The 18,384-nt window shown below is 69.5% G+C and carries 19 protein-coding genes and 1 pseudogene; 13 read left to right on the forward strand and 7 right to left on the reverse strand.

Features of this window, described 5'->3' with window-relative positions; all coding sequences use genetic code 11:
• The first annotated feature begins 20 nt into the window (after positions 1 to 20).
• Entirely contained in the window at positions 21 to 1,685 is a 1,665-nt protein-coding gene (ptsP, locus tag BCR15_RS08665; RefSeq protein ID WP_068751810.1) for a phosphoenolpyruvate--protein phosphotransferase, read from the forward strand.
• Positions 1,686 to 1,791: 106 nt separating this feature from the next.
• Here ptsP and BCR15_RS08670 read toward each other — a convergent pair whose 3' ends face one another.
• Positions 1,792 to 3,342: a glycoside hydrolase family 6 protein gene (locus tag BCR15_RS08670; RefSeq protein ID WP_068751811.1), complete on the reverse strand. Its 1,551-nt coding sequence runs from the start codon at positions 3,340 to 3,342 to the stop codon at positions 1,792 to 1,794.
• Between the two features lie 258 nt (positions 3,343 to 3,600).
• On the opposite strand from BCR15_RS08670, the gene BCR15_RS08675 reads away from it, so the two are divergent.
• From BCR15_RS08675 to BCR15_RS08705, 7 genes are all read left to right on the forward strand, one after another.
• Positions 3,601 to 5,058 carry an NAD(P)/FAD-dependent oxidoreductase gene (locus BCR15_RS08675; RefSeq protein WP_068751812.1) on the forward strand — a complete coding sequence of 486 codons (1,458 nt, stop codon included), beginning with the start codon at positions 3,601 to 3,603 and terminating at the stop codon, positions 5,056 to 5,058.
• A 5-nt stretch (positions 5,059 to 5,063) separates the two neighbouring features.
• Positions 5,064 to 5,258 carry a hypothetical protein gene (locus BCR15_RS08680; RefSeq protein WP_197971729.1) on the forward strand — a complete coding sequence of 65 codons (195 nt, stop codon included), beginning with the start codon at positions 5,064 to 5,066 and terminating at the stop codon, positions 5,256 to 5,258.
• Between the two features lie 117 nt (positions 5,259 to 5,375).
• Positions 5,376 to 6,059, forward strand: a complete 684-nt coding sequence (locus BCR15_RS08685) for a FadR/GntR family transcriptional regulator (RefSeq protein ID WP_068751814.1) — start codon at positions 5,376 to 5,378, stop codon at positions 6,057 to 6,059.
• 93 nt (positions 6,060 to 6,152) lie between these two features.
• Complete coding sequence (locus BCR15_RS08690) at positions 6,153 to 7,586, forward strand: four-carbon acid sugar kinase family protein (RefSeq protein WP_068751815.1); 1,434 nt, start codon at positions 6,153 to 6,155, stop codon at positions 7,584 to 7,586.
• 26 nt (positions 7,587 to 7,612) lie between these two features.
• Complete coding sequence (locus BCR15_RS08695) at positions 7,613 to 8,494, forward strand: NAD(P)-dependent oxidoreductase (RefSeq protein ID WP_068751816.1); 882 nt, start codon at positions 7,613 to 7,615, stop codon at positions 8,492 to 8,494.
• A gap of 3 nt (positions 8,495 to 8,497) precedes the next feature.
• Complete coding sequence (locus BCR15_RS08700) at positions 8,498 to 9,856, forward strand: GntP family transporter (RefSeq protein WP_068751817.1); 1,359 nt, start codon at positions 8,498 to 8,500, stop codon at positions 9,854 to 9,856.
• A gap of 118 nt (positions 9,857 to 9,974) precedes the next feature.
• On the forward strand, positions 9,975 to 10,505 hold the full coding sequence (locus tag BCR15_RS08705) for a GNAT family N-acetyltransferase (protein WP_068751818.1): 531 nt from the start codon (positions 9,975 to 9,977) through the stop codon (positions 10,503 to 10,505).
• Between the two features lie 358 nt (positions 10,506 to 10,863).
• On the opposite strand, the pseudogene BCR15_RS14355 reads toward BCR15_RS08705, so the two are convergent.
• Positions 10,864 to 11,779, reverse strand: a pseudogene (locus tag BCR15_RS14355) (IS5 family transposase).
• A 46-nt stretch (positions 11,780 to 11,825) separates the two neighbouring features.
• Positions 11,826 to 12,293, reverse strand: a complete 468-nt coding sequence (gene arr / locus BCR15_RS08720; RefSeq protein WP_068752006.1) for an NAD(+)--rifampin ADP-ribosyltransferase — start codon at positions 12,291 to 12,293, stop codon at positions 11,826 to 11,828.
• Positions 12,294 to 12,423: 130 nt separating this feature from the next.
• On the opposite strand from arr, the gene BCR15_RS08725 reads away from it, so the two are divergent.
• Positions 12,424 to 12,918 carry a GNAT family N-acetyltransferase gene (locus BCR15_RS08725; protein ID WP_068751820.1) on the forward strand — a complete coding sequence of 165 codons (495 nt, stop codon included), beginning with the start codon at positions 12,424 to 12,426 and terminating at the stop codon, positions 12,916 to 12,918.
• A 180-nt stretch (positions 12,919 to 13,098) separates the two neighbouring features.
• Positions 13,099 to 13,818, forward strand: coding sequence for a protein NO VEIN domain-containing protein (locus BCR15_RS08730; RefSeq protein ID WP_197971730.1), 720 nt, complete (start codon positions 13,099 to 13,101; stop codon positions 13,816 to 13,818).
• A 140-nt stretch (positions 13,819 to 13,958) separates the two neighbouring features.
• Here BCR15_RS08730 and BCR15_RS08735 read toward each other — a convergent pair whose 3' ends face one another.
• From BCR15_RS08735 to BCR15_RS08750, 4 genes are all read right to left on the reverse strand, one after another.
• On the reverse strand, positions 13,959 to 14,417 hold the full coding sequence (locus tag BCR15_RS08735; RefSeq protein ID WP_068751822.1) for an NINE protein: 459 nt from the start codon (positions 14,415 to 14,417) through the stop codon (positions 13,959 to 13,961).
• 274 nt (positions 14,418 to 14,691) lie between these two features.
• Positions 14,692 to 15,678, reverse strand: coding sequence for an aldo/keto reductase (locus BCR15_RS08740; RefSeq protein ID WP_068751823.1), 987 nt, complete (start codon positions 15,676 to 15,678; stop codon positions 14,692 to 14,694).
• A gap of 41 nt (positions 15,679 to 15,719) precedes the next feature.
• A complete protein-coding gene (locus tag BCR15_RS08745) occupies positions 15,720 to 15,932 on the reverse strand; it encodes a helix-turn-helix domain-containing protein (RefSeq protein ID WP_068751824.1) in 213 nt (70 codons plus the stop codon).
• Entirely contained in the window at positions 15,933 to 16,418 is a 486-nt protein-coding gene (locus BCR15_RS08750) for a DUF2975 domain-containing protein (protein WP_068751825.1), read from the reverse strand.
• Between the two features lie 85 nt (positions 16,419 to 16,503).
• Here BCR15_RS08750 and BCR15_RS08755 point away from each other — a divergent pair, with 85 nt between their 5' ends.
• The 3 genes from BCR15_RS08755 (at position 16,504) to lgt (ending at position 18,282) form a co-directional block, all read left to right on the forward strand.
• The gene (locus BCR15_RS08755) at positions 16,504 to 16,791 is read left to right on the forward strand and encodes a hypothetical protein (protein WP_141680086.1); all 288 of its coding nucleotides are present in this window, start codon (positions 16,504 to 16,506) and stop codon (positions 16,789 to 16,791) included.
• 111 nt (positions 16,792 to 16,902) lie between these two features.
• Positions 16,903 to 17,355, forward strand: a complete 453-nt coding sequence (locus BCR15_RS08760; RefSeq protein WP_068751827.1) for a methylglyoxal synthase — start codon at positions 16,903 to 16,905, stop codon at positions 17,353 to 17,355.
• A gap of 72 nt (positions 17,356 to 17,427) precedes the next feature.
• Positions 17,428 to 18,282: a prolipoprotein diacylglyceryl transferase gene (gene lgt, locus BCR15_RS08765; RefSeq protein ID WP_068751828.1), complete on the forward strand. Its 855-nt coding sequence runs from the start codon at positions 17,428 to 17,430 to the stop codon at positions 18,280 to 18,282.
• Positions 18,283 to 18,384: the final 102 nt, after the last annotated feature.

Below are 18,384 nucleotides of genomic sequence, written 5' to 3' on the forward strand. Positions count from 1 at the left end.
CCTCATTGCGGAGGAAACCCATGGAGCAATCGTTTGTGCAGGGCACGGGAGTCGTCCCGGGGCATGCTTACGCCGCCGTCGCATGGACCCGGCCTGCGCCGACCGCCCCCGACGACGGCCGCGAGATCCCCGAGGAGGCGCGGGCGGCGGAGGCCGACCTGCTGGCGGCCGCCGTGGAGACGGTGGCCGGGCGGATCGAGGCGCGGGCCGCCGCCGCGACGGGGGCGGCCGCCGAGGTGCTCACCGCGACCGTCGGCCTGGTCCGCGATCGCGGCTGGCGCCGGGCGGCGGGAAAGCTCATCGCTGCGGGCACGCCTGCTCCACTGGCCACGACGCGCTCCATCGAGCAGTTCTGCGCCCAGTTGGAGAAGCTCGGCGGGCTGATGGCCGAGCGCACCACGGACCTGCGCGACATCCGCAACCGCGTGGTCGCCGAGCTGCTCGGCGCCCCCGAACCAGGGGTCCCGACGCCGACCTCCCCCGTGGTGCTGTGCGCCGAGGACCTCGCCCCCGCCGACACGGCCGGCCTCGACGCCACGCTGGTGCGGGCGCTCGTCACGAGGTTGGGCGGGCCCACGAGCCACACCGCGATCATCGCGCGGCAGCTGGGGATACCCTGCGTCGTCGCCGTGACCGGCCTGGAGCAGATCCCGGAGGGCGCGATGGTGCTGGTCGACGGCATGGCAGGCCTCATCGTCGTCGACCCGGACCCCGTCGAGGCCGCCGCGAAGGTCGAGCACGACTCCGCCCTGCGCGCGGAGATCCGGTCCTGGACGGGCCCGGCCGTCACGGCCGACGGGCAGCGGGTGCAGCTGCTCGCCAACGTCGCGGACGGGAAGGCCGCGGCGAAGGCGGCGGAGGGCCAGGCCGAGGGCATCGGCTTGTTCCGCACCGAGCTGTGCTTCCTGACAGCGCAGAGTGAGCCCTCCGTCGAGGAGCAGGCGCGGATTTACGGCGATGTGCTCCGGGCGTTCCCCGGGCGCAAGGTCGTCGTTCGTACCCTGGACGCCGGCTCCGACAAGCCCGTCCCGTTCGCCAACCACGAGAACGAGGAGAACCCGGCCCTCGGGGTGCGCGGCATCCGCCTCGGGGCCACGAACGACGGCGTGCTCGAGCGTCAGCTCGACGCCGTCGCGCTGGCGGCGCAGCAGCAGGGTGAGAGGGAGCCGTGGGTGATGGCGCCGATGGTCGCCACCGTCGACGAGGCCGCCGAGTTCGCCGCCGCCTGCCGGGCCCGCGGGCTGAAGCCGGGGATCATGGTCGAAGTGCCCGCCGTGGCGCTGCTGGCCGAGCAGTTCCTGGCCGAGGTGGAGTTCTTCTCGATCGGCACGAACGACCTCACGCAGTACACGATGGCCGCCGATCGGATGTCGAGCCACCTCGCCACCCTGACTGATCCATGGCAGCCCGCTGTGCTGAGGCTGATCGCCATGACGGCCGACGCGGGCGTCCGGCTCGGCAAGCCCGTGGGCGTCTGCGGCGAGGCGGCGGCCGACCCGCTGCTCGCCTGCGTGCTGGTCGGCCTGGGGGTCACGTCCTTGTCGATGGCCGCGTCCGCGGTGCCCGCCGTCGGCGTGCAGCTCGGGAAGGTCACGGTCGCGCAGTGCCAGGAGGCCGCGCGGCAGGTGCTGGCCGCCCCGACGGCGCGGGCCGCGAAGGAACTGGCGGCCGGCCTGCTCGAGTGAGTCCGGTCCGCCGGGCGTCACCAGCGGAGGGCGGATCTGAGCAACGCGACGGGGCGGGACCGGAGGTGAGTCCGGATCCCGCCCCGTCGTCGTGCGTGGAGCCGCGCTACTCGGAGGTGCAGGGCCCCCCGTTGACCGTGAACAGCCACGGTTCGCTCGCGCTTCCCTTGGCCGAGACGACCACCGACGGCGCGCTCGACTCGATCGTGACGTCGACACCCTGCTGGGTCGCGGTGCCACGGCTCACGTTGTTGACGCGCTGGTCATCGCGCCACGCGTACTCCAGGGTCCACTCCGGGGTGGGCGAGGTCACGGTGACGGTCGCGGAGAAGGCCTTGCCCTTACCCTTGGCGTCCCACGCGACGTGGCACTCCTGGGGCTTCAGCTCCGGCGACGCGAACTCGATCAGCTCCCTGGCCTGCTCGACGAACCACTGGCCCGCGGGCGGGTCCTGCATACCGCGTTCCGGATCCAGCGGACCCTCGGTGCCGCGGTAGCACTGACCGTCGGACTCGCCCGGCACCTTGATCCACAGGAACGCGTCCACCAGCGGGATGTCGGTCGTGGTGGTGGGACGGGCGCCGGCACCGCGGTCCGGCGGGTTGCACCAGTCCTCGTGGGTGCTGCCGTATCTGCCCTCGTGATCCCACGGCCCGATGCCGTTGCGGCTGGTGTCGATGACGAAGTGGGTTGACGGCTCCACGTCACCCAGGATCGCCGCATAGCGCGAGTCGATGCCCGACGTGTTCAGAGCGGGGTTCGGGTTGTCGGCCGACCACTCGCCGTAGTTGGACATGCCGACCCCCTGCCAGTCAGTTGCCGGCCCGCCGTTCCAGTACTGGTTGCCGCAGCTGCCGAAGTCGCCGGGCGCCACCTCGGTCGCGTACGCGATGCACGAGGAGATCCAGGTGCCGTAGGCCACCTGGTTGGCGGTGAACTGGTAGTTCGAGACGTTGAGGAAGAAGCCCGTGGCGTCCTGGACTCCCGCCTTGACGAGGCGGTCCGAGACCTCGCCGACGTTCAGCCACGCCGACGACGTCCCGTCGAGGTAGACGTCGGTTCCCTCGAGCGCCTCGAAGGCGTCGACGGCGTAGTTGAGCTGCTCGAAGCGGTCGGGGGTCGCCGTCGCGGGGTCGACCTCGGCCGGCTGGCACCACTCGACCGAGCCGTCGAGCGTCTCGTAGTGGGGGATCACGCCCAGTCCGTCCGGCTCGAGGAGCACGGTGGCGGGACGATCGCCGATTCCGGCGGCGAAGCCGTCGATCCAGGCGGTGTAGGCCGCGGTGTCCAGCGCACCGCCCGACGAGTACTGGGCGCAATCGCGGAAGGGCAGGTTGTACGCGACCAGCACCGGCATCTCGCCGCGGGCCTCGGCGGCGCTGACCACCTCGTCGACCGCCGCTCGGACCTCCTCCGGGGTTCCGTTGGTGAACCAGTCGGCCGAGGGGATGCTGCCGAGCAGCTGGGCATCGGCCCGCGCCTGGCCGCTCAGCGTCTGGGCGGCTTCCAGCGTGGTGCTGTAGGGATTGCGGTACAGATCGGATCCGGCCAGGCCGTCTTCTGGGCCGGACGCCTGTGCCGGCGTGGCCAGCAGGGTCGCGGCCACCCCGGTGAGGGCGAGCGCCCTCCAGCGGGATGAGGATGGAACGAGTGACATATGACTCCCTACGTCGTCGTGAGCTCCGTGCGTCGGCGCGCGGATCGAGCGAGACCTGAGAGCGCTCTCACATCTCGCTTACTAGGGATCTTTCCGCGAGAGCGCTCTCGCGTCAAGGTGTTTCGGAAGGTTTCGCGGTTCCCGCGCGGGAACGCCCCGGTCGGCCGAACAGTCGTCGCCAGCCCGATGGCCGGACTGTCTACTACGGCACGTCGTCAGGCGTAGGCTGGAGGATGCAGTCACAACAAAGGAGTTGAGATGGCTGACGTCGTGGTTCTCGGGGCCGGCGTGTCCGGCCACACCGCCGCACTGCACCTGTCCCGCCTGCTGCCGCCCGGCAACACCGTGACGGTGGTCTCGCCGAACTCGCAGTGGAACTGGATCCCCAGCAACATCTGGGTGGGGGTCGGGAAGATGGCGAAGAAGCAGGTGGTGTTCCCCCTCGCCCCCGTCTACCGCAAGCGGGGCATCCGCTTCGTGCAGGCCAAGGCCACCGCCATCAGGCCCCGCGGCGACGAGACGTCCGAGCGACCCGCCGTCGACGTCGAGTACACGGCACCCGACAAGGCCCGGCAGACGGAGCGGATCCGGTACGACTACCTGGTCAACGCCACCGGCCCGCAGCTCAGGTTCCATGCCACCCCCGGGCTGGGGCCCGACGGCGGGCACACGGTCAGCGTCTGCACCGCCGACCACGCCGTCGAGGCTGCGGCCGCGTTACGAGACACCATCGAGCGGCTGAAGGCCGGCCAGAGTCAGACACTGGTCGTCGGCATGGGGCACGGCACCTGCACCTGCGAGGGAGCGGCGTTCGAGTACGTGTTCAACGTGGACCACGAGCTGCGGGAGGCCGGCGTGCGCGACCGCGCCCGCCTCGTCTTCCTCACCAACGAAGCCGAGCTGGGCGACTTCGGCGTCGACGGCATGGTGTTCGAGGAGCGGGGCTTCCAGACCACCTCCGAGCTCTGGGCCGGCTCCCTCTTCCGGGAGCGCGACGTGCAGGCGATCCTCGGGGCGCATGTGTCGCGGGTCGAGCCCGGCGTGGTCCACTACGAGACCCTCGACGGCGCCAGCCACACCCTCGACTTCGACTTCGCCATGCTGCTGCCCCCCTTCGGCGGGGTGCAGCTCAAGGCCTTCGATCGCGACGGCGCCGACATCACCGAACACCTGTTCGCGCCGTCGGGGTTCATGAAGGTGGACGCCGACTACACGCCCAAGCCGTACGACGAGTGGCGGGCTGAAGACTGGCCCAAGACCTACCAGGCGGTGGGCTACGACAACATCTGGGCGGTCGGGATCGCGTTCGCGCCGCCGCACCAGATCTCGCGGCCGCGGAAGAGTGCCAACGGGACGGTCATCGCGCCGTCGCCGCCCCGGACGGGGATGCCGTCGGGGGTGATGGGGAAGGTCGCGGCGATGTCGATCGCGGACCGGATCAAGCACGGGACGTCGGCACCGAACCACGAGGCGTCGATGGCCGCCATGGGGGCGGCGTGCGTCGCGTCGGTGGGGGAGGGCCTGCGGACGGGTTCCGCGGCCGCGATGACGATGATGCCCGTCGTGCCGGACTACCAGCGCTTCCCGACCGGCCGTGACCTGGCCGACACGCGCGGCGAGGTGGGACTCGCCGGGCACTGGGTGAAGCTGATGCTCCACTACCTGTTCCTCTACAAGGCCAAGGCGCTGCCCGGCTGGCAGCTGATACCGGAGTGAGTGCGATGAGTGAGCGAATGCACGAGCAGCAGCTGCGGGTGCCGGCCGGCTCGACGGTCGCGGACCTGTCCAAGGCGCCGCTGCCCACGGAGTCGACGCTGCGGAAGCGGATGAGCCTCCCGCTGCAGGTGATCCGGTTCTTCGTGTTCAACGCACGGATCATGCGGATGGTGTTGAAGGGTCACAGCCAGGACCACTGAGTGTGAACGATGTGACCTGGGATCTGTGATTTCCGCAAAGTGAGTGCTCGGCCTCAGGGCTTCCGACGTGCTCGCGTAGGCTGACCAGCCGAGAGTCGTTGAGCGGATGGGGGAGGCATGAGCCGGCGGGGACTGGTGGACGAGGCCATTCAGGGCATCCTCGACCGCGTCGTCGACGGCGGGTTCCCCGCCGGCAGCGCGCTCCCGCCGGAGGCGGATCTCGCCGCGCTGCTCGAGGTGAGCCGACCGACGATGCGCGAGGCCGTCCGGTCGCTGAGTGACCGGGGCGTGCTGCGCGTGGTGCACGGCCGCGGCACGTTCGTCGCACCGCAGACGGAGTGGCGGGACCTTCCGACGCTGATCGGGGTGCTGGCGCGGACGACGCCGTCTCGCGATCTCGGGCTGCAGCTCATCCAGGTGCGGCGGATGCTCGAGGTGGGCGCCGCCGGGTTGGCCGCCGAGCACCGCACCGACGACGACGTGGCTCGGATGCGCGACCTCCTGGACCGCTATGACGCCGCCGGGTCGGACGTCGACGAAGTGGCGGCCCTGGACATCGCCTTCCATGAGGCGATCCTCGCGGCATCGGGCAACCCGTTCCTGGCCGCGATCATGCAGCCGCTGGCCGAGGCGCTGGCGGCGTCGCGGCGGACGACGGCGGCGCGCGAGGACGTGCGGTCGCGGGCCCAGGAGCACCACCGTCGGATCGCGGACAGGATCGCGGCCGGTGACGCGCCCGGTGCGAAGGACGCGATGCGTGCCCATATGACGCAGACCCACGACGACATCGCCGCGCTCTAACACCCGCTGACCCTGGCGGGTTGCTGTTGCACGCACTCTCTCCCTGTGCCATTCTTTCCTAAGACCTCTGAGGTCTGAGCACAAAGGAGTGACATGACAGTGGAACTGTCCGATCTGTTGAGCAACCATGCGGCGGCGGTGCCCGTGTCCGCGGACGACGTCGCCACGGCACGCCGCGACGCCGGCGACCACACCATCTACGTCGTCCTCGACGACGACCCGACCGGGACGCAGTCCGTCGCGGATCTGCCCGTGCTGACCGCCTGGGAGGCCGACGACTTCCGCTGGGCGTTCGCCACCGGCAAGCCCGCCATCTACGTCATGACCAACTCGCGCTCCCTGGCACCCGCCGACGCGGAGCGGGTCAACCGCGAGGTGGTCGCCGCCGCGCTCGAGGCGGCGGGCGATTCCCCCGTCGCGTTCGTGTCCCGCTCCGACTCCACCCTGCGCGGCCACTTCCCCCTCGAACCGCGCACCATCGCCGAGGAGATCCGCGCCGCCACGGGCCACGGGGTTGACGGGATCGTCGTCGTCCCCGCCTTCGGCGACGCCGGGCGCATCACGGTCGACGGCGTGCACTACGCCGGCTCCCGCGACGCGGGCTTCACCCCCGTGGGGGAGACCGAGTTCGCCCGCGACGCCACCTTCGGCTACCGCTCATCACGCCTGGCCGACTGGGTCGAGGAGAAGACGCAGGGGGAGATCCTGGCCGACGACGTCATCCTCATCGACCTCACCACGCTCCGGACGGACCGCGCGCACACCGTCGCGCTCCTCCGCTCCGCCTCCGACGCCCGCGTGATCGTCGTCGACATCGTCGAGGAGGAGGACCTCCGCCTCCTCGCGCTGGCGCTGATCGACGCCGAGGCCGCCGGTTCCCGCTTCGTCTACCGCGTCGGGCCGCCGTTCTGCCGCGCCCGCATCGGCCAGGCCGTCCGAACGCCCGTCACGGTCGACGAGATCCGCTCCTCCCGCGGGGACCACGCCGTGGCCACCGGCGGTCTCATCGTGGTGGGCAGCCACGTGGATCTGACGACCCGGCAGCTCACCCACCTCCGCGAGCAGCAGAATCCGCTGGAACTCGAGATCGAGGTGGCGCAGGTCACCGACCCCGCCGTCCGCGACACCCATGTCCAGGACGTCGCCACCCGCGCCGCGGCCGCCCTGAACGACGGCAACGTCGTGGTGCGGACCTCCCGCACGCTCGTCACCGGCGCCGACGGCCACGAATCGCTGCACATCTCCCGGCAGGTCTCCGCCGCCGTCGTCGAGGTGGTCCAGCGCGTGCTGGCCGCCAACCCGCCGCGGTTCGTCGTGGCGAAGGGAGGCATCACGTCCTCGGACGTCGCCACCAAGGGGCTGGGCTTCCGCCACGCCACCGTCATCGGGCCGATGCTGCCCGGCATCGTCTCCCTGTGGTCGGGCCAGGACGGCCCCGCCGCAGGCATCCCCTACGTCGTCTTCGCGGGCAACGTCGGCGCCGCCGACTCACTCGCGGCCGTCGTCGACACCCTCAACCACGCCTGACCACCCCCGAAAGGACCCCCACTTCCATGAACATCGCTGTTCTCGGACTCGGCGCCATGGGCCTGCCCATGGCCACCTGGCTAGCCCAGACATTCTCCGTCACCGCCTTCGACATCGCGGACGCGCGCGTCCAGCTCGCCGCCAACGCGGGCATCACGTGCCGCCCCTCGGCCCGCGACGCGGTCGACGGCGCCGACATCGTCCTGGTCGCCGTCCGCAACCAGGCCCAGCTCGAGGAGCTCCTCTACGGGGCGGCAGGTATCGTCCCGGCGCTGCGCCGCGGCGCCGCCATCATCCTCACGTCCACGGTCGGCATCCAGGCGGTCGAGGCCGTGGCCGCGCGCCTGACCGACGACGGCATCGGCCTGGCCGACGCCCCCGTCTCCGGCGGACCCGCCCGCGCCGGCAAGGGCGACCTGCTGGTCACCGTCGGCGCCTACCCGGCCGTCTACGAGCACTGCCGCCCCGTGTTGGAGGCCATGGCGTCCAACCTCGTGTGGGTGGGCGAGACCCCCGGCAAGGGTCAGAGCATGAAGACCGTCAACCAGCTGCTGTGCGGCGTGCACATCGCGGCCGCCGCCGAGGCGCTGGCGCTGGCGGGCGAACTCGGGCTCGACCAGACCAAGGCCCTCGAGGCGCTGATGTCCGGCGCGGCAGCCTCCTTCATGCTGGGCGACCGCGGACCCCGCGCCATCCAGGCCTACGACGGCGAGGCGGCCGAGGTGAAGTCGCGGCTCGACATCTTCGTCAAGGACATGGGGATCGTCACCTCCGCAGCCAAGGGTGTCGGCATGCCCGTGCCCGTGGCGGCGGCTGCCGAGCAGCTCTACCTCCAGGGTCTGGCCAACGGGCAGGGCGCCATGGACGACTCCTCGGTCATCACCCTCGTCACGCCGAAGAAGGGCTGAGCCATGGGAGCCGGAACTCTGCTGGGCATCGCGCTGGGTGCCATCATCCTGCTGCTGATCCTGGTCATCCGGATCAAGATGTCGGCGTTCGTCGCCCTGCTGCTGGTCGCCTTCGGCACCGCGCTCGCCACGGGCATCGCGCTGACCGACATCGTCCCCACCATGACCGCCGGCATGGGCAACACCCTCGCCAGCGTCATGATCGTCGTCGGGCTGGGCGCCATGCTCGGCCGACTCATCGAGGTGTCCGGCGGCGCCGACGCCCTCGCCGAGAAGTTCTCCGCCGTCCTCGGCCCGAAGCGCGTCGTGGCCGCCGTCACCGCCGCAGCCTTCGTGCTGGGCATCCCCGTCTTCTTCGACGTCGGCTTCATCATCCTCGCGCCCATCGTGTTCGGGTTCGCCCGCGTCGCGAAGATCAACCCCCTCGCTCTGGGCCTGCCCGTCGCCGGCGCCATGCTCACCGTCCACGTCGCGCTGCCGCCGCACCCGGGCCCGGTGGCCGCCGCCGGCATCACCGGCGCCGACGTCGGCATGATGCTGCTGTGGGGCCTGCCCATCGCCGCCGTCACAGCGGTCATCGGCTTCTTCGCCGCCAAGATGTTCAAGCCCGAGAAGTACGAACTGCTCGAGTCTCCCGCGACGAAGTCCGCCGCCATCCACGACGAGGCCGTCGACGGCCCCAAGCGGGTCCTGGGCGCGGGCACCGTCATCGCGCTGATCCTCCTGCCGATCCTGCAGATCATGGTCGGCACCGTCGGCAACATGACCCTGGAGGAGGGCACGTTCGGTCGGGGCCTCGTCGGCATGCTGGGGGCGTCGCCGATCGCGCTGCTGACGGCGGTCGTCGTCGGCTATCTGGTGGTCGGGCACAACCAGCGCTGGTCGCTGGGTAAGCGTGGGTCGGTGCTGGAATCCGCGCTGCCCGATGTCGCGGTGATCGTGTTCGTCACCGGCGCCGGCGGCGTGTTCGCGAACGTGCTGGTCACCTCGGGAATCGGCAAGGCCTTCTCGGAGGCGCTCATCAGCATCAACATGCCGATCATCCTGGCCGGGTTCCTCATCTCCCTGGCGCTGCGCGCGTCGCAGGGCTCGGCGACGGTGGCCATCCTCACCGCCGCCGGACTGTTGGCCCAGCCGATCATGGACGCGGGCTACTCGGGCACGCAGATGACGCTGGTGACATTGGCCATCGCGTTCGGCGGACTCGGCCTCAGCCACATCAACGACTCGGGATTCTGGATCGTCACCAAGTACCTGGGACTGAGCGTCAAGGACGGTCTACGCACCTGGACGGTGCTGTCGACCATCTTCGGCCTGACCGGATTCCTCCTCACCTGGGGGGTGTTCGCGCTGGTGTCCTGAGAGACGGATCGACGAGGGGGCCGCGTGTGGGTGCGCGGCCCCCTCGTCGTCCGTCAGTGGCATGCTGTCCCTCCACACCTCTGCGCTTGACGACCGATCGACGGAAGGACACCACGGCATGGACTTGAGTTTCCGACGGGCCGAGCCGCACGACACCTCGGCGGCGCAGGCGGCCTACCGGAGGATCATCGACCACCTCGCCGACACCGTGGACTTCCCCCACTGGCACACCGAGAACCACCCGACGCCGGCGGAGGTCGCCGGGTGGATCGAGGCCGGTGAGCTGCACCTGGCCGTGGACGTTGATGACGCCATCGCCGGAGTCGTCGTGCTCAATCACGACGCCGTCGACGCCTACCGGGAGGCCGGTTGGGCGATCGAGGCCGAGCCGCATGAGGTGCTGATCGTCCACGCACTCGGCGTCGTGCCTGACCATCTCGGGCTGGGCGTGGCCCGGTTCCTCGTGGACGCGTCGATCCGGGTCGCACGCGAACGGCGCTGCAGGGCTGTGCGCCTGGACACCTACGTCGAGAATCTCCCCGCGCGAAGGCTTTACGCACGGTACGGCTTCACCGACCTGGGTTGCCACACGGTGCGCTACGACGGCACTGAGCTGGACCAGTTCCACCTGTTCGAGTACGTCCTCTAGAGCCGCCTGGCCGCCTGTCTCGATCACCTACTCGTTCCCTGAGGAGTGTCGCCCGCGCAGAGGCGCGGTGTGGTCTCGAAAGGGTGGTCGTGTGAGGATCGGTGCGGGCAGCTCTCGGTCCATGAGGAGCGTCGTCCGCGTAGCGGCGCGGCGCGTCTCGAAGGGTCGTGGCGTGAGGTTCTGTGCGGGCAGCTCTCGGTCCCTGAGGAGCGTCGTCCGCGTAGCGGCGCGGCGCGTCTCGAAGGGTCGTGGCGTGAGGTTCTGTGCGAGCTGCGGGGTGCGCGACGACCCTTCGAGACCTCCCACCGATGACCCCCGGGGTCGATTCCCCGCTCCCAGCGGCTAGGCCGTGTCTCCCTTATGTGCGTAGCCAGGTGATGATCGCGAAGATCGTGGCAGCGGCGCGGTAGGTGATGGCGAGCTTGTCGTAGCGGGTCGCCAGGCCGCGCCACTGTTTGACCTTGCTGAAGGATCTCTCCACGACATTGCGGTCCTTGTAGGTCTCCGCGTCGAACCAGTGTGGTCGACCACCGGCACGGCCGCGCCGCTTCCTGGCGGCGACATGGTCGCTCTTGGCCGGGATCACAGCGGTGATCCGACGCCGGCGCAACTCCCCGCGGATGACACCGGTGGAGTAGGCACGGTCGGCGATCACCACGTCGGGCCGAGTACGTGGCCGGCCGCGACCCAGACGTGGAACGTTGATGTCGGCGAGGACCTCGGCGAGCATCGCACCGTCGTTGCGTTGTCCTCCGGTGACCACGATCGCCAGCGGGCGACCCTTGCCGTCAACAGCATGATGGATCTTCGTGGTCAGCCCGCCGCGAGAGCGTCCGACGCCGTGACCTGCGGGTTCAACCTCCTCGAACGGAGCTTTCTTGTAGTTCGATGAAGCCCCCTGTGTCCTGCTCGGGGCGCTTGGTGTTCGTGGCGTGCTGATGAGCGCGCGCGATCGTGGCGTCGACCGACACCGTCCACTCGATCTTCCCCTCGGCGTCGGCCTTGGCCAGGATCCGCGCGAGGACCCGGTCCCAGGTGCCATCGGCGGCATAGCGGCGGTGGCGCTTCCACACAGTCTGCCAAGGGCCGAACTCCTCGCGCGGCAGATCACGCCACGGGATCCCGGTTCGGTACCGGTAGGCGATGCCCTCGACCACCCTGCGGTTGTCCCCGAACGGATGACCCCTGCGGCCCTCGTTCGAGGGAAGCAGTGGCTCGATCAGCGCCCACTCCTCATCACTGAAGACCCGGAACCGCGATCGCTGATTCGTCACGACCTCACACTGCCGCGCGCCTCACCCGCAATATGGGAGACACGCCCTAGTCCTCGATGACGTCGAGGCCCTGCTCACGGAGCTGCGCGAGGTGGTCCAGCATCCCGTTCAGCACCGCCGGCTCGTGACCCTCCCATTCCTTCACCTCCGCGACGACGCGCAGTGGGTGCCGGGTCCGGTACGACTGCGTGGGGTTGCCGGGGAACCTCTTGTTGGTCACGTTGGGATCGTCCTCGAACGGACCCGTGGGCTCGACGACGTACACGTGACCGCGCTCGGCGCTGCCGGCCAGCGCAGTGGCCAGCTCCGCGCCCCACACGGCTGTCTCCACCAGCGCCGAGAAGTAGATGTTGTTCGACGCCCGCCCCGCGTGGAAGTTCGAGCCGTAGCCGGGAACGAGCTCGGTGCCGGCCTCCACCGCCGACTTCGTGCCGTGGTAGAACGGCCCCTCGACGTGGGAACAGCTCTCGAAGGTGACCGGCGTGTGGGCGCCCGGGTCCTCGCCTGATCTCAGCTTTGTCCTCGTTGCTGGATACCCAGGAGTCTGCCATCGGGTGGATCGAATGGCGCGTTGGCTGGTTCGTTGTCTCGGCATCGCCACCGGGTGACGCACCGCGACAGTGTCTTGGGGATAGCGTTGCCGGATGGCCGCGACCCTTCGTCCCTACCGCGACACCGACGCCGAGCCAACCTGGCAGGTCTTCCACGCGGCGGTGCGCGTGACGGCCGCGGCGGACTACACGCCCGAGCAAGTGGAGGCCTGGTCACCTGACGAGGTGGACCTCGAGGCCTGGGGTCGCCGGCGTGCGGCAGCTTGGACAGTGGTCGCGGTTCAGGGGGAGCGCGTGGTGGGGTTCAGCGACCTCACCGACGACGGGGTGCTGGACATGCTGTTCGTGCACCCGGACGTCGGCGGGCAGGGTGTGGCGAGGTTGCTCGTCGGGGCCGTCCTGGAGGAGGCCCGACGGCGGGGTGTGTCCCGCGTGGTGACCCACGCCAGCCGTACGGCGAGGCCGGCGTTCGAGCGGCTCGGTTTCGTCGTCGGCCGCGAGAATGTGGAGAACTGGACGAGGGGAGTTCGGGTTCCGAACTACGACATGGCCGTGGTCTTTGCGGCCAAACCTGGGAATCGTGCCTAGCCTGGCTCCACTGGCGGACTACTGTGGGCACGTTGACTTGCACGAAGAGGGGTACGCGTGGCAACCGGACAGGATTGGTCTCGGCTAGAAGTCGAGGCCTGCGTGTCGGATTACCTACGCATGCTTGAGCTTGAACTGAATGGACAGAGGTACTCCAAGGCGCATCACGCTAGCGGATTGATGGCTCAACTCGAGGGACGGAGCCGCAAGTCCATCGACTTCAAGCACTGCAACATCAGCGCCGTGATGCTGCAGTTGGGGTACCCCTACATCCGGGGGTACAAGCCGCTCGCGAACTACCAAGGCCTCCTTTTCGACGTCGTCGAGGACAGGCTGCGGGGCAATCGCTCGGTCGACCAAGCCGTCGAAGCCGCGGTGGGCAGACCGGCTGCAGAGGTCAGCATCCCTGCCATGGACATTGTGTGGGTCGATCCTCCGCCAGCGGCCAAGCGCCCTGCCGAGACCTGGCGGCCCACCTTCCGGCACCTGGTTCGGGACTATCTTGCACAGGAGGCGCGCAACCGGTCACTGGGCCAGGCCGGTGAGCTTTTCGTGGCCGAATTCGAGGCGCGGAGGCTTGACGCCGCCGGAAAAAAGTCGCTGGCTGCTCGGGTTGAGCACGTTGCAGCGAGCATGGGCGACGGGCTGGGCTTCGACGTTCTGTCCTTCGACCTCGACGGGCGCGAGCGCCTCATCGAGGTGAAGACCACGTCGTTCGGCGAACTCACGCCCTTCTTCGTCTCCCGCAACGAGCTGGCTCGGTCGGAGGCGGACCGGGACCAGTACCACCTCTACCGGGTGTTCGACTTCCGGGATCAACCCCGCCTGTTTGGATTGCAGGGAGCCATCTCGGAGCAATGCAGTCTCGATCCGGTGTCGTATCTGGCACGAGTGGCGTAGGCGGTCCGGCACCTCCGACTAATCAAGTGAGAATCCGGGGAGTTGGGTCTCTATGCGGGCCATCTGCCCGGAATCCCACTCGGAGGGAATGCTGAGGGCCCGCCGAGTCGTCGACGGGCCCTCAACAGATCGGGGCTAGATCAGTCGGCCAGTTCGAAGCCGGCGGCATCGCGGTGCCACTGCTCGCCGTACTTGGAGACCAGGATCAGGATGCCCTCAACCAGACCCCAGATCGCGGAGACCCAGGAGAGGAAGCCGACGGACAGCACCGTGATGAGGAGCTGAGCCAGAGCCTTCTTGGTGAAGCCGAGGTAGAAGTTGTGGATGCCCAGGCCGCCGAGCAGGATGCCGAGGATGCCGGCGACGATCTTGGACTTCTGACCCACCTGACCACCGGGGGCGTACGGCGGCTGGCCCTGGTACGGCGCGCCGTAGGGCTGCTGGCCTTGGTACGGGGCGCCGTAGGGCTGCTGGCCTTGGTACGGGGCTCCGTACGGCTGCTGGCCGAACTGCGGCTGGGAGGTGGGCTGGCCGTACTGCGGCTGATCGCCGGAGGGCTGGCCGTGGGGCTGCTGCGGATCCTGGGGGTACTGCGTCATGGAACGATCCTTCGTCGGTGCGGCTGGCGTGCGGGGCGTCGGGCACAAGGTAGCGCAGGCGTCGGTCATCCGGGTGGGGGGATCGACGCCTGCGGCGTCGGCTTCGAGACTCGCCCGGGTGCTCCGCACCGGGCGCGACCTCAGCGAGCGGGGTGGCGTCGGCTTCGAGACTCGCCCGGGTGCTGCGCACCGGGCGCGACCTCAGCGAACGGTTCAGGCGCGACCTCAGCGAGCGGTGCAGGCGCGACCTCAGCGACCGGTGCGCAGCCAGGCGTCACCAGCGGTCGTGGACGTACTCGCGGATGTACTCGTCGTATATCCGCTCGCAGGCGGCCAACTGGTCATCCGTCAGCGACGGCAGCGACCCAGCCGCCGCGTTCGCCGCCGCCTGCTCCGGTCGGCTCGCGCCGGGGATGACGACGGAGACACCCGGCTGGTCGATGATCCACCGCAGCGCGAACTGCGCCGGGGTCACACCCTCGGGCACGATCGACGCGAACTCCCGCGCCGCCTGCACCCCCACGCCGTAGGGAACGCCGCTGAAGGTCTCGCCCTGGTCGAACGCCTCACCGTGCCGGTTGTACGTGCGATGGTCCTCCGGCGCGAAGGTGGTGTCCTCGGTGAACTTGCCCGTCAGCAGACCGCTCGCCAACGGCACCCGGGCGATGATCCCAACCCCCGCCGCGGCAGCCGCCGGCAGCACCCGCTCCAGCGGCTTGCGGCGGAACACGTTGAGGATGATCTGGATGCTCGCGACGCCCGGCCGCTCCAGCGCGGTGAGGGCCTCGTCGACCGTCTCCACCGAGACCCCGTATGCGCGGAGCCAGCCCTCCTCGACCATCTCGTCGAGCGCGTCGTAGACGGCGCCGTCGGAGTAGACAGGCGTGGGCGGGCAGTGGAGCTGGGTCAGGTCGATGGTGTCGACGCCCAGCAGCCGCCGCGACCGCTCCGTCCAGGCGCGCAGGTTCTCGCGCGTGAACTGCTCCGGGGTGTGCGGGGCGGCGCGCCGGCCGAGTTTGGTGGCCACCATGATGTCGTCGGAGGGGCGCTCCTTGAGGAATCGGCCGACCAGTTCCTCGCTGTGCCCGTCGCCGTAGACGTCGGCGGTGTCGAAGAAGGTCACGCCGGCGTCCGCGGCGGCGTGCAGCACGCCCATCGAGGCGTCGTCGCTCACGTCGCCCCAGTCGCCGCCGAACTGCCAGCAGCCCTGACCCACCACGCCGACCTCACGGCCGGTCCTGCCCAATGTTGACTTCTGCATGCCTCCACCTTGGCACAGCCCGCCCACGGTGGTGTCGCGGGTCACGCTTCGTCGGGCTCCCACCGCAGCAGGTCACCGGGCTGGCAGTCGAGGGCCTCGCACAGCGCCTCCAGCGTGGTGAACCGCACCGCCTTCGCGCGCCCGTTCTTCAGCACCGCCAGGTTCGCCGGCGTGATGCCGATCTGCTCCGCCAGCGACCCGACGGACATCCGGCGCTTCGCCAGCAGCACGTCGATGTCCACGACGATGGCCACTCAGATCACCTCGTCCAGCTCGGAGCGGAACGCGACCGCCTGCGCCAGAAGCTGCCGCATCACGTAGACAACGAGCGCGACTCCGGCGATGACCAGCGACACCCCGCAGATCATCCCGACGAGGCCCGGGGCGATCTCGTCGCCCGGCGTGGTGCGGTTCGCGTAGGCGCCCACGACGGCGAGCCCGAACGTGAGCACCGACGCCGTCGCGATGGCGCCGATGATGGTGTCGACGTAGCGGAACGACGACGGCGAGAACACCGTGCCGCGGCGGACGCGCGTGAGGAGCATCCAGATGCACACCGCGGTGACCTGGAGCGTCCCGACGCCAAGCACGACGATAGCGAGGATGGGGATCGTGATGTCGGGCCGGCCCCCGTCCATGTCGAGCCACAGCAGCGGCACGATCACGACTTGAACCGCGAGGGATCCGAGCAGCGCGATCGCGATGATCACCCGCAGCACGGTGATGGAGGCCTTGCCCATGTCCCGACTCCTGTCTATCGAGGAACGAGATTAATCTATCGTAAAACGATAGACACGGGAAGTGGGGTACCGGTGGGTGGGTGGCTTGCGTTTCTTAGGCTTCGAGGCCGCTGCGCGGCACCTCAGCCAGCGGAGAATCGCCACGTCCACAGCCGGATCGACCTGGCGCTCGCCGTCGTCGAGGACAACGTTCGCGCCCCACGTCGCGATCGCTGTCGGGGAGGTGCGGGAGGACCTCGAGGTGGCGGACGTCCTCACGGGCGTGCGGATGGTCTACGGCCTGGTGGTGACCAGTTCGGGTGGCGGCACATTGTCCGAGACGATCGGCGCGGCGTCGCGGGCGTGGTTCGGTCTGGCGCCGAACGCCGGATGAGCGACACAATTCTTCCTAGAGAGCTTCTTGCGTGCATATGCACAGATGAGGCTCCCTAGGAAGAAATGTGCAGGTGACTCCCCGTCACCGCACCCCGGAGAGGCGGCAGACATGCCCGGCATCAAGCACAACATCGCTCTCGTGGCCCACGACAACAAGAAGGCCGAGCTCCTCAGCTGGGCCAACTTCAACCGCGGCACCCTGAGCCACCACACCCTGTTCGCCACAGGGACCACCGGCACGATGCTCGAGTACGAGCTCGGCCTCCCCGTGACCCGGCTCCTGTCGGGCCCCGTCGGCGGCGATCAGCAGATCGGCGCCATGATCGCCGAGGGCCGCATCGACACGCTCATCTTTTTCTGGGACCCGCTCGAGCCGCAGCCGCACGACCCCGACGTCAAGGCGCTGCTGCGCATCGGCGCCGTCTGGAACGTGCCGATGGCGTGCAATACCGCGACCGCGGACCTGCTCATCTCCTCGCCGCTCCTCGACGAGCCGTGGGCCAACCGCCCCGACATCTCGCCGCGCGCCTGGGAGCCGGACGCCGACGACGAGGACGACTGACACCGCCCGCCTTCACCGCCGCGGATAGCGGCGGCGGCCAAGGTTGCGGCCGTGTGGAAAGCTGGGCGCGTGATGCCCCTCGAACTGCCCTTCCCGAACATCAACCCGGTGGCGATCAACCTCTTCGGGTTGAAGATCCACTGGTACGCGATCATGTACCTGCTCGCGTTCGGCCTCGCCTACCTGCTGATGCGCCGACGGCTGCACCACGAGCCGTACCGCTCCATCACGAAGCCCGAGCCGTGGGGCGCGACCGACATCGAGGACATCCTGCTCAACTCCATCGTCGGTGTCCTCGTGGGCGGAAGGCTGGGCTACACGTTGTTCTACAACCCGGGCTTCTACCTGGCGAACCCGCTGGAGATCGTGAAGATCTGGGACGGCGGGATGAGCTTCCACGGAGGCGCGATCGGCGTCGTGCTCGGGCTGGCGTGGTTCGGGTGGCGGAAGGGGCGCCCCTTCCTGCAGGTGGCGGACTTCCTGGTGCCCGCGGTCCCGATCGGCCTGGCCGCCGGGCGCTTCGGCAACTTCATCAACGGTGAGCTCTGGGGGCGCGAGGCCTCGGCGGACCTGCCCTGGGCGATGCGGTTCCCCACCGGCGGCGACGTCCTGCGCCACCCGTCGCAGCTCTACCAGATGCTCCTGGAAGGCCTGCTGCTCTTCGTCCTCCTGTGGTGGTACGCCCGCAAGCCGAGGTACCGCGGCCAGATCGCCGGTGCATTCCTGGCCGGCTACGGGTTCTTCCGGTTCGTCGCGGAGTTCTGGCGCGAGCCCGACGCGCACCTCGGTTTCCTGTCGCTGGGACTCAGCATGGGGCAGTGGCTGTCGCTGCCGATGATCGTCGCCGGTGTGGTGCTGTGGTCGTGGGCGAGGACGCGCGCGGTGTCCGACGTCGAGGCCGAGCCCGTCGTCGACGCTACGAGCTGAGCGCTACCCACACGGCCCCACAGTTCTCCACAGGTGGTGTGGACAACCCCGTCGATCCCGCGTCAGGCGTCCACATCCGGGTGTGGACAACTGTGTGGGGGG

The sequence above is a fragment of the Tessaracoccus lapidicaptus genome, from assembly GCF_001693815.1.
Classification (GTDB): Bacteria; Actinomycetota; Actinomycetes; order Propionibacteriales; family Propionibacteriaceae; genus Arachnia; species Arachnia lapidicapta.

Coding starts and splice junctions, on each gene's coding strand:
- lgt (WP_068751828.1), top strand. CDS start 17,428: ATGCCCCTCGAACTGCCCTTCCCGAACATCAACCCGGTGGCGATCAAC.
- BCR15_RS08685 (WP_068751814.1), top strand. CDS start 5,376: ATGAGCCGGCGGGGACTGGTGGACGAGGCCATTCAGGGCATCCTCGAC.
- BCR15_RS08675 (WP_068751812.1), top strand. CDS start 3,601: ATGGCTGACGTCGTGGTTCTCGGGGCCGGCGTGTCCGGCCACACCGCC.
- BCR15_RS08695 (WP_068751816.1), top strand. CDS start 7,613: ATGAACATCGCTGTTCTCGGACTCGGCGCCATGGGCCTGCCCATGGCC.
- BCR15_RS08705 (WP_068751818.1), top strand. CDS start 9,975: ATGGACTTGAGTTTCCGACGGGCCGAGCCGCACGACACCTCGGCGGCG.
- BCR15_RS08725 (WP_068751820.1), top strand. CDS start 12,424: ATGGCCGCGACCCTTCGTCCCTACCGCGACACCGACGCCGAGCCAACC.
- BCR15_RS08735 (WP_068751822.1), bottom strand. CDS start 14,417: ATGACGCAGTACCCCCAGGATCCGCAGCAGCCCCACGGCCAGCCCTCC.
- BCR15_RS08750 (WP_068751825.1), bottom strand. CDS start 16,418: ATGGGCAAGGCCTCCATCACCGTGCTGCGGGTGATCATCGCGATCGCG.
- BCR15_RS08680 (WP_197971729.1), top strand. CDS start 5,064: ATGAGTGAGCGAATGCACGAGCAGCAGCTGCGGGTGCCGGCCGGCTCG.
- BCR15_RS08740 (WP_068751823.1), bottom strand. CDS start 15,678: ATGCAGAAGTCAACATTGGGCAGGACCGGCCGTGAGGTCGGCGTGGTG.
- ptsP (WP_068751810.1), top strand. CDS start 21: ATGGAGCAATCGTTTGTGCAGGGCACGGGAGTCGTCCCGGGGCATGCT.
- BCR15_RS08760 (WP_068751827.1), top strand. CDS start 16,903: ATGCCCGGCATCAAGCACAACATCGCTCTCGTGGCCCACGACAACAAG.
- BCR15_RS08700 (WP_068751817.1), top strand. CDS start 8,498: ATGGGAGCCGGAACTCTGCTGGGCATCGCGCTGGGTGCCATCATCCTG.
- BCR15_RS08730 (WP_197971730.1), top strand. CDS start 13,099: ATGGCTCAACTCGAGGGACGGAGCCGCAAGTCCATCGACTTCAAGCAC.
- BCR15_RS08670 (WP_068751811.1), bottom strand. CDS start 3,342: ATGTCACTCGTTCCATCCTCATCCCGCTGGAGGGCGCTCGCCCTCACC.
- BCR15_RS08690 (WP_068751815.1), top strand. CDS start 6,153: ATGACAGTGGAACTGTCCGATCTGTTGAGCAACCATGCGGCGGCGGTG.